The 8755-nt window shown below is 61.8% G+C and carries 9 protein-coding genes; 7 read left to right on the top strand and 2 right to left on the bottom strand.

What is annotated here, in order from left to right:
- The first annotated feature begins 39 nt into the window (after positions 1 to 39).
- The 4 genes from pgeF to EOB36_RS31810 all read left to right on the top strand — a co-directional run bounded on the left by pgeF (position 40) and on the right by EOB36_RS31810 (position 3694).
- Positions 40 to 795 carry a peptidoglycan editing factor PgeF gene (gene pgeF / locus EOB36_RS31825; RefSeq protein WP_245467954.1) on the top strand — a complete coding sequence of 252 codons (756 nt, stop codon included), beginning with the start codon at positions 40 to 42 and terminating at the stop codon, positions 793 to 795.
- The gene (locus tag EOB36_RS31820) at positions 795 to 1946 is read left to right on the top strand and encodes a Xaa-Pro peptidase family protein (RefSeq protein WP_095488843.1); all 1152 of its coding nucleotides are present in this window, start codon (positions 795 to 797) and stop codon (positions 1944 to 1946) included. Before pgeF ends, EOB36_RS31820 begins: the two co-directional genes overlap by 1 nt.
- 54 nt (positions 1947 to 2000) lie before the next feature.
- Positions 2001 to 2603, top strand: coding sequence for a hypothetical protein (locus tag EOB36_RS31815; protein ID WP_127205365.1), 603 nt, complete (start codon positions 2001 to 2003; stop codon positions 2601 to 2603).
- A gap of 155 nt (positions 2604 to 2758) precedes the next feature.
- Complete coding sequence (locus EOB36_RS31810) at positions 2759 to 3694, top strand: ribose-phosphate pyrophosphokinase (protein ID WP_065011960.1); 936 nt, start codon at positions 2759 to 2761, stop codon at positions 3692 to 3694.
- Positions 3695 to 3779: 85 nt separating this feature from the next.
- Here EOB36_RS31810 and EOB36_RS31805 read toward each other — a convergent pair whose 3' ends face one another.
- A complete protein-coding gene (locus tag EOB36_RS31805) occupies positions 3780 to 4652 on the bottom strand; it encodes a helix-turn-helix transcriptional regulator (protein WP_128286451.1) in 873 nt (290 codons plus the stop codon).
- Positions 4653 to 4775: 123 nt separating this feature from the next.
- Here EOB36_RS31805 and EOB36_RS31800 point away from each other — a divergent pair, with 123 nt between their 5' ends.
- Together EOB36_RS31800 and EOB36_RS31795 are read left to right on the top strand one after the other, a co-directional pair.
- Positions 4776 to 6026 carry an MFS transporter gene (locus tag EOB36_RS31800; protein WP_164897673.1) on the top strand — a complete coding sequence of 417 codons (1251 nt, stop codon included), beginning with the start codon at positions 4776 to 4778 and terminating at the stop codon, positions 6024 to 6026.
- 141 nt (positions 6027 to 6167) lie between these two features.
- On the top strand, positions 6168 to 7343 hold the full coding sequence (locus EOB36_RS31795) for an FAD-dependent monooxygenase (protein ID WP_348631847.1): 1176 nt from the start codon (positions 6168 to 6170) through the stop codon (positions 7341 to 7343).
- Between the two features lie 82 nt (positions 7344 to 7425).
- On the opposite strand, the gene EOB36_RS31790 is transcribed toward EOB36_RS31795, so the two are convergent.
- Positions 7426 to 8025, bottom strand: a complete 600-nt coding sequence (locus EOB36_RS31790; RefSeq protein WP_128286448.1) for a TetR/AcrR family transcriptional regulator — start codon at positions 8023 to 8025, stop codon at positions 7426 to 7428.
- A gap of 257 nt (positions 8026 to 8282) precedes the next feature.
- Between EOB36_RS31790 and EOB36_RS31785 the strand changes: the two genes are divergently transcribed.
- Entirely contained in the window at positions 8283 to 8627 is a 345-nt protein-coding gene (locus EOB36_RS31785; protein ID WP_348631846.1) for an anthrone oxygenase family protein, read from the top strand.
- Positions 8628 to 8755 lie beyond the last annotated feature (128 nt).

The following is an 8755-nucleotide window of genomic DNA, read 5'->3' as shown; positions in this document are numbered from 1 at the left end:
ATGCTGAATCAGACCTAACCGGATCCCGTTCGGTCGCACTTGCTGGAGAAGGCGCGGGCGCAAGGCATTCGCCACGGCTATTTCACCCGCGTCGGCGGCGTCTCCAGCGGCATCTATCAGGGCCTCAACATCGGCACCGGCTCGAGCGACGACCAGACGCAGGTAGCCGAGAACCGCCGCCGCGTCGCCGACTGGATGGGCGTGCCTTCAACCCATCTCTTGACCGCCCACCAAATCCATTCGCCCGACGTCGTCATCGCCAGGGAGCCTTTTCCCGGCGAGCGGCCAAGGGCCGACGCCATCGTCACCGACCGGCCGGGCATCGCCGTCGGCGCCTCGACCGCCGATTGCGGACCGGTCCTGTTCGCCGATGTGGAGGCGCGTATCATCGGTGCGGCCCATGCCGGCTGGAAGGGCGCCTTGTCAGGCGTGCTGGAAAATACCATTGCAGCGATGGAAGGCCTCGGCGCCCGGCGCGAGCGCATCGTCGCCGTTCTCGGTCCTTCCATCGGCCCAGAAAACTATGAGGTCGGGGCGGAATTCGTCGCCCGCTTCGTCGAGGCCGATGCCAACAACATCCGCTACTTCGCGCCGTCGGCGAAGTCGGGACATGCAATGTTCGACCTGAACCTCTATACGGTCGATCGGCTAAGCCGGGCTGGCGTCACCGCCGACGGGCTTAGCCGCTGCACCTACGCCGAGGAGGATCTGTTCTATTCCTACCGGCGCACCACGCATCGCAACGAGCCGGATTACGGGCGGCAGATTTCGGCAATCGTTTTGGAGACAGAATAATGGCGCTGCATTTCGAACGGTCGGAATTTGACGCGCGGCGCGATCGGCTGATGATCGAGATCGCCGAAAAGAAGCTCGATGCCGTCCTGCTGTTTGCGCAGGAGAGCATGTACTGGCTGACCGGCTACGATACGTTCGGCTTCTGCTTCTTCCAGTGCCTGGTGGTGAAGGCAGACGGTTCGATGATCCTGCTGACGCGCTCGGCCGATCTGCGCCAGGCGCGCCACACCTCGATCATCGACAACATCGTGCTGTGGACCGACCGCGACGGCGCCAATCCGGCGATTGACCTGCGCAATTTGCTCAACGACCTCGACCTGCTCGGCGCCCGCATCGGCGTCGAATACGACACCCACGGCCTGACCGCCTACAATGGCCGGCGCCTGGACGAACAATTGCAAACCTTTGGCCAGATCGCCGACGCTTCCGGCATCGTGAGCCGGCTGCGCCTGTTCAAGAGCCCGGCCGAGATCGCCAAGGCGGAAAAGGCCGCGAGCCTCGCTGACGACGCGCTGGACGCGGCCCTGCCACTGATCAAGCAGGGTGGCGACGAAGCCTTGATCCTTGCCGCCATGCAGGGCGCAATCTTTGCTGGTGGCGGCGACTATCCGGCCAATGAGTTCATCATCGGCTCGGGGGTGGACGCACTGCTTTGCCGCTACAAGGCCGGCCGCCGCAAGCTGACCAAGAACGACCAGCTGACGCTCGAATGGGCCGGCGTCTTCCACCACTATCATGCGGCGATGATGCGCACGGTGCTGACCGGCAAAGTGTCGAAACGTCACCAGGAACTGTTCGATGCGGCGCGCGCCGCGCTTCTGGCCGTCGAGAAGGCGATGACGCCCGGAAATACCTTCGGCGATGTGTTCGACGCGCATGCCCGCACACTCGAGGCGCACAATTTGACCAAGCACCGTCTCAATGCCTGCGGTTATTCGCTCGGCGCCCGCTTCACTCCGTCATGGATGGACATGCCGATGTTTTATCAGGGCAATCCCGAGCCCATCGCGCCAAACATGACGCTGTTCGCCCACATGATCATCATGGACTCCGAAACCGAGACCGCGATGACGCTTGGCCGCACCTATCTGACGACCGAATCGCAGCCGAAGCCGCTGTCCCGCCATGATCTCGACTTGATCGTGCAGTGAATCCATAATGATAGGGATTCAAAGGGCGTTCATCGCCAAGGAGTTTTGAGGCAAATGAGGCGATCGCATGTGACGACCGTGTCATTGCTCGCGGCGCTGGCGTTGGCCGCCTGCACCAATGCGAAGGACGTTCTCGAACCCTCGGCCATAGCCCCGCAGTCGACACAGGCCGTGCCCGCAACCGGCACGGCTGCAGCACCGCAGCCTTCCGCGACGGCACAACCTTCCGCCCCTGCACAGCCCGCAACCACGACCGTGCCGCCCGCAAAAAGCGCCGCCGTCATCGCACGAACCCGCCTGCAGGTGGCGCCGATCGTCGGCGCGTCGGTAGAAGCCGCCACACCGTTGACCGCGGAGCTTCAGACGCGAGCCAAGCAGCGCGGCATCATCTTGGCAGGCAGCGCCGGGCAGACCCCAACGCACGTGCTGAAAGGCTATTTCTCGACGATGTCGGAAGGTAAGGATACCACCGTCATCTATGTCTGGGACGTCTATGACCCGGCAGGCAACCGGCTGCATCGCATCAACGGCCAGCAGAAGGCACCGTCGGTCAATGGTGGCGAAGGCTGGGCTGCTGTCGCGCCGGAGACCATGCAGGCGATCGCCGATCAGACGATCGACCAGTTTGCCACATGGCTTGGCGGTCAGGCGGGCTGACACGTTGCAGGCTGCCCTCGCCGTAAACGTTTATTGAGATTAGCCGGCGGATTCCCGATCACGACGCTTGCAATACCAGCACGGGCCGCTAAAAGCCCGACTTAAGAGGCTCAAGAGAGTCTGCCAGAGTCTCCATCCTTCACCAGGAACGGTGCATGAAGCTTTTCGCGGGCAATTCCAACAGAGTGCTGGCCGAAGCGGTCGCCCGCTATCTCAACATCCCGCTGGGCAAAGCCAGCGTCAGGCGCTTCGCCGATCAGGAGATCTTCGTCGAGATCCAGGAAAATGTGCGCGGCGAGGATGTCTTCATCCTGCAGTCCACCTCGTTCCCGACCAACGATCACCTGATGGAACTGCTCATCATGATCGACGCTTTCATGCGCTCATCGGCCAAGCGCATCACGGCGGTCATTCCCTATTTCGGCTATGCCAGGCAAGACCGCCGCGCCTCGGGCCGCACGCCGATCTCGGCCAAGCTGGTCGCCAACATGATCACGCGGGCGGGCGTCGATCGCGTGCTGACGCTGGATCTCCATGCTGGCCAGATCCAGGGCTTTTTCGACATCCCGACCGACAATCTGTTTTCAGTGCCGGTCATGGCCCGCGACGTGAAGGCGAAATACAAGCAGCTTGCCAATGTCATGGTCGTGTCGCCGGATGTCGGTGGCGTGGTCCGCGCCCGTGCGCTCGCCAAGCGCATCGATGCCCAGCTTGCCATCGTCGACAAGCGTCGCGAGCGCCCCGGTGAATCGGAAGTCATGAACGTCATCGGCGACGTGCGCGGCAAGGATTGCCTGCTGATCGACGACATCATCGATTCGGGCGGTACCTTGTGCAATGCGGCCGATGCGCTGCTTGCCGGCGGCGCCACCAGCGTCACCGCCTATACCACCCACGGCGTTTTGTCCGGCGGCGCCATCGCCCGCATCGGCGCCTCGAAGCTGCAGGAACTGGTCATTACAGATTCCATCCAGCCGACCCAGGCGGTGCTCGACGCCAGCAACATCCGCGTCATCTCCATCGCCGACCTAATGGGTGAGGCGATCTCGCGCACGGCGACCGAGGAATCGGTGTCGAGCCTATTCGACTAGCGCACCGACCACGAAACGATTTTCAGCCCTCGATAGGGATGCTCCCGCATTATCAAAGCCCACCATCGGGCGCGCCACTCCTAGGCTACAGGACCCGCGCCGGCACATTGGGCCGGCGAACGCCTTCGCCGGCATCCCGCGCGCCGCGCATATAGCCGCGCGGCGATGCTCCCAGCATGCGCTTGAACATAGTGATGAAGGCCGGCACGCTGTCATAGCCGAGATCAAGCGCCACCCTGGTGATCGGCTCGCCGTCCGCCAGCCGCGGCAAGGCCGCGAACAGGCAGGCCTGCTGGCGCCACGTCGATAGCGACAATCCGGTCTGGCGATGAAAGGCACGCGTAAAGGAACGGCGGCTCATGCCGACGATATCGGCCCATTCGTCGATCGTCGCATGCGGCGAGGGTGCTGCGACGAAGCGCCGGCACAGCGCCGCAAGCTTTGGATCTGAAGGAAAAGGCAGGCCGAGCGGCCGTTCCGGCAGGCTCGGGATTTCATGCAGCAGGAGGCTCATGATCAACCCGCCGCGCCCCTCCAACTCGCCGCCCTGTGGCAACTTTTCCGATTCCACAATCAGGCTGTGCATCAGATCGGTGATGCCGACGACGCGTAAGCCATGCGGCAGCCCCGCAATAGCGTCCGGCATCACATAGACCGAGCGCATGCTGACGTCGCCAAGCATCTCGACGGAATGCTCGGTGCCGGCGGGAATCCACATGGCATGATCGGGCGGCACCATCCAGCGCCCATGTCGCGTCGTCACCAGCACCACGCCGACAAGCGCATGCAGCAACTGGCTGCGGTTATGGCGGTGCTGCGGCACGTGGTAGCCGTCGGGATATTCGGTCGGCAGGGCCACCGCCGGCCCGACGGCCTGCTCCAGCCACTGCCAGCGGCGCTCATGCAACTGCCCGAGATCGGTGTCGCCAGCTTTGAAGATTTCATTGCCGTGCGGCATTGGGTAATGGCCCACTCGCGAAACTATTGGACCAAACCACGAAAGAAGTCGCCCGGCAAGTGACTTATAAGGCAACCGGCTACGCCTGCGGGAGCGCCCGCCAAAAAGGCCACGGAGCACGCCTTGACCGACACGACAGCCACCACCGTCGCCACGCCTGCGCCGGCCAGCCACGCTTCTGCGCAAGCGACGGCCTTCACAGTCATCCTTGCGGTGAGCTTCTGCCATTGTGTCAACGACATCATGCAGTCGCTGCTGTCGGCCATCTATCCGCTGCTGAAGGATAATTACGGTCTCGATTTCTGGCAGATCGGCCTTTTGACCTTCACCTTCCAGGTGACGGCCTCATTGCTGCAGCCGCTGATCGGCATGGTCACCGACAAGCGGCCGATGCCTTATTCGCTGCCTTACGGCATGGCGGCCTCGCTGATCGGCCTGATCGTGCTGGCCTATGCCGGGCATTATTCGCTGCTGCTGATCGGCGCATCGCTGATCGGCATCGGTTCGGCGATCTTTCACCCGGAATCCTCGCGCATCGCCCGTTTCGCCTCGGGCGGCAGGTTCGGCCTGGCGCAATCGCTGTTCCAGGTCGGCGGCAATCTCGGCCAAGCCATAGGGCCGCTGCTGGCTGCCTTCATCGTCGTGCCCTTCGGCCAGACCAGCATAGCGTGGTTTGCCGTCGGCTCGCTGATCGGCATCATCGTGCTGTGGCGGGTCGGCGGCTGGTACAGCCGTCTTCGCGCCTCGCTCGCCAACCGCAAGGCGGCGAGTTTCGTCTCGCCCTTTCCGCGCCGCAAGGTGATGGGCGCGCTGGCGGTGCTGACCTTGCTGGTGCTGACCAAGAACGCCTACGTCGCCAGCCTCGCCAGCTACTACACCTTCTACGCCATCGATAAATTCGGCGTTTCGGTGCAGATGTCGCAGGTCATGCTGTTCCTGTTCCTCGGCGCCTCGGCGCTGGGTATCCTGCTCGGCGGCCCGTTCGGCGACCGCTACGGACAGAAGCCGATGATCTGGTTCTCGATCGTCGGTGTCCTGCCCTTCACGCTGGCCCTGCCCTACGCCAATTTCGAATGGACGATGGTGCTGACCGTGCTGATCGGCCTGATCCTGTCCTCGGCCTTCTCGAACATCGTCGTCTTCGCCCAGGAACTGGTGCCGGGTCGCGTCGGCATGATCGCCGGCATCTTCTTCGGCTTCGCCTTCGGCATGGGCGGCATCGCCGCCGCCGTGCTCGGCGTCGTCGCCGACATGAAAGGCATCGATTTCGTCTTTCAGGTCTGCTCGTATTTGCCGCTGCTCGGGCTGCTGACGGTTTTTCTTCCCAACATGAAGGAAGCGAGGAAGATCGAGGACGACGCCACGATAGGGTGAAGCTTGGGTTGGACCTCGGCTTTCTCCCAAGTCAGGCCGCGCGAAATGGCAACTCGATGGGAACTCGCGCTGTAAGGCGCTCGTTAAGAACGAGGCCAGGATTGGATACACCAATCACAGCGCTACTCAGAATTCTCAGGGATGGAGGTCATGCGGGCAGTCATCGTTGGCGCCGGGATTGCGGGACTTTCGATTGCCAAGGGGCTTCGGCTCCTCGGCTGGGAGGTCGAGATTTTCGAGCAGGCGAGCGAATTGAAGCCTTTGGGCGCAGGTCTCAGCCTGAGCGCCAACGCGCTTCGGGCTCTGCGCACGCTTGGGCTTTACGATGCGGTTGTGGCCAATGCGCAGGCGATACACCGGCTCGACCTTCTTGACGACAAAGGCCAGGTTCTTCAATCGACGGATTTTCAGCGCTTTAGCCAGCGATACGGTCATCTCAGCATGGCTGTGCTGCACCGAGGCGACCTTCACAAGGCCCTTCTTTCGCAGCTACCCCACTCGATAATTCACACCGATATGGAGTGCGTCGATGCACGTGACTTGGGTGATCGCATCGTTCTACGCTTCGCGAATGAGGAGAGCGTGGAGAGCGATCTGGTGCTCGCCTGCGATGGCATTCACTCCGTGGTTCGCAAGGCGCTGTTTCCGCAATCGAGGGAGCGCTTCGCGCGTTATGTCTGCTGGCGCGCAATCGCGCCAGGCCTTCCACAAGGAATGGACCCCACCCGCCTGACCGAGAGCTGGGGCGCCGGCAAACGGATCGGCCTGGCGACGGTTCCCGGCGAAAGAGTCTACTGGTTTGCCTGCAGCGGCGCCGACCGCGTCGGCGATCCCAAACTGGCGCAGGCCGATCTTGCCGAGGTGCGCGCAATGTTTTCCGGTTTCCACGATCCGATTCCGGAAATCTTCGATCGGACACCTGCCGGCTCGATGATCTGGACGGACATTCTCGATCTCGACCCAATGCCTGCGTTCACCCGCGGCAGGGTGGTCCTGCTTGGCGATGCCGCCCATGCCGTCACCCCTGATCTGGGACAGGGAGCGGGACTCGCGATTGAAGACGCGGCGGTGCTTGCGGCTTTGTTCGGACGGCATCCGATCGGGCAGGCAATCCGCGAATATGACAAGCGTCGCCTCGAAAGGGCGCATCGCGTTGCATCCGAATCGCGTTTTTACGCCGGAGTTGCGCAATTGCGGAACCCGATTGTCGTCCCTCTCCGCAACTTGCTGGTGAAGAGCATCCCTGAGCGTTTCATGGACCGGCAGTTGGATTCGGTTCTCGACATAGACTTCGAGCCGGTCAGGGTCGCCGCGTAGCGCCAAGCCTGCATGCATGGCCTTGGAAACCGACCTATTCCTGCTCGCCCTATGCATAACCACAGATCGAGCAATTTTGCCGTCATGTGCTGCAGAGCTTTCTAAATGCACTGATCGCGGCAACCACTCTCGAATGGACATCCTTGTCTGAAGGAACGGGCAGCGTGCTAATGACCCGCCGGATCTGCAGATCACCGATCAGCAGATTCAAGAACCAATCGGCCGCGATGCGTGCAGATGGCGCGGCGAGCGCGCTGCTCTCCAAGCCGCGCTGGATCAGTTTCTCGATCAGCGGGAATACCGAATCGCGACCACCTGCGGCAATCGTCGCACCCAATTCGCCACTTTCGTCAGAAGCAGCCGCGCGGTTAAGGGAAATTGCCCGCTCGCCAAGCAGCATCGAAAGGAGGATCGGAGCAACATCCTCAAGGGTTACCAGAGGATCGGCTTCGTCCCTGATTGCCGCATCCAGTGCCGCTCTCGTCGTCCTTGCATTGTTCTCGACCATCGTCTTGAACAAGCCCTTCTTGTCGCCATACCAGCGATAGAGAGTTTCGTTTGACGCCTTTGCCTCTTTGGCTATGCCAAGCATGGAAGTCCCGCCATAGCCTCTCTCCTTAAGAAGCTTGTAGGCTGCCCTCTCGATCTGTGCTCGACGCGCAGCCTTGGTGTCCTCGCGCATTCCAATCTCCGAAACTGCCAAATGCCAACCACCGAAACTGCTTGACCAGAACCGTACACGTTTGTACGCATATGTAAAAGCGTACACGGCGATACGGTTTGGTGGAAGCAGCGATGCCTGGGATAGTGGTAGGACTGTCGATCACATCGATCATCTTTTGCGGAGCGATTTTTGGATTTTTCTACGCTTGGGTCTGCTCCACAATGTGGGGCCTCGATCAGACTGATCCGCGCGTGGCAATCGAGGCAATGCAAGCGATGAATGCGTCGGTTCGCAACGCCGTGTTCTTTCCGGCATTCTTTCTGACGCCGGTCGTCCTGGGGCTCACGGCTGCCGCGATGCGTTCCGATGGCCGCAAGTCGCCTGCGTTTTGGTTCTCGGCGGCGGCGCTCGTCTATCTGACATCAGGCCTTTTCCTCACATTGACGGTGAACGTGCCAATGAACGAGGCATTGGCCGCAAACGCCATTCCCGACGATATCGAGACTGCGCGCCATATCTGGCAGGACCATTCACAACGATGGCAGTTCTGGAACCAGGCGCGAACCATCGCCTCAGGAATCGCCTTGGCTTTTGCCGGCCTCGGTCTGGTGAGGATGTGACCGGGATCACCTGAGCCGGACGACGCAGCGGCTGGGCGCTTATTCCTGTTCGTTTCGGTCGTATTGCTCCCGGTCACAGAGCCTGGGCCCCCGCACCGCCGAAAATTCAGGTGAGATACTGCCCACCC

Source organism: Mesorhizobium sp. M6A.T.Cr.TU.017.01.1.1 (genome assembly GCF_004023115.1).
Classification (GTDB): domain Bacteria; phylum Pseudomonadota; class Alphaproteobacteria; order Rhizobiales; family Rhizobiaceae; genus Mesorhizobium; species Mesorhizobium mediterraneum.
This window is presented reverse-complemented; position numbering and strand designations above follow the sequence as displayed.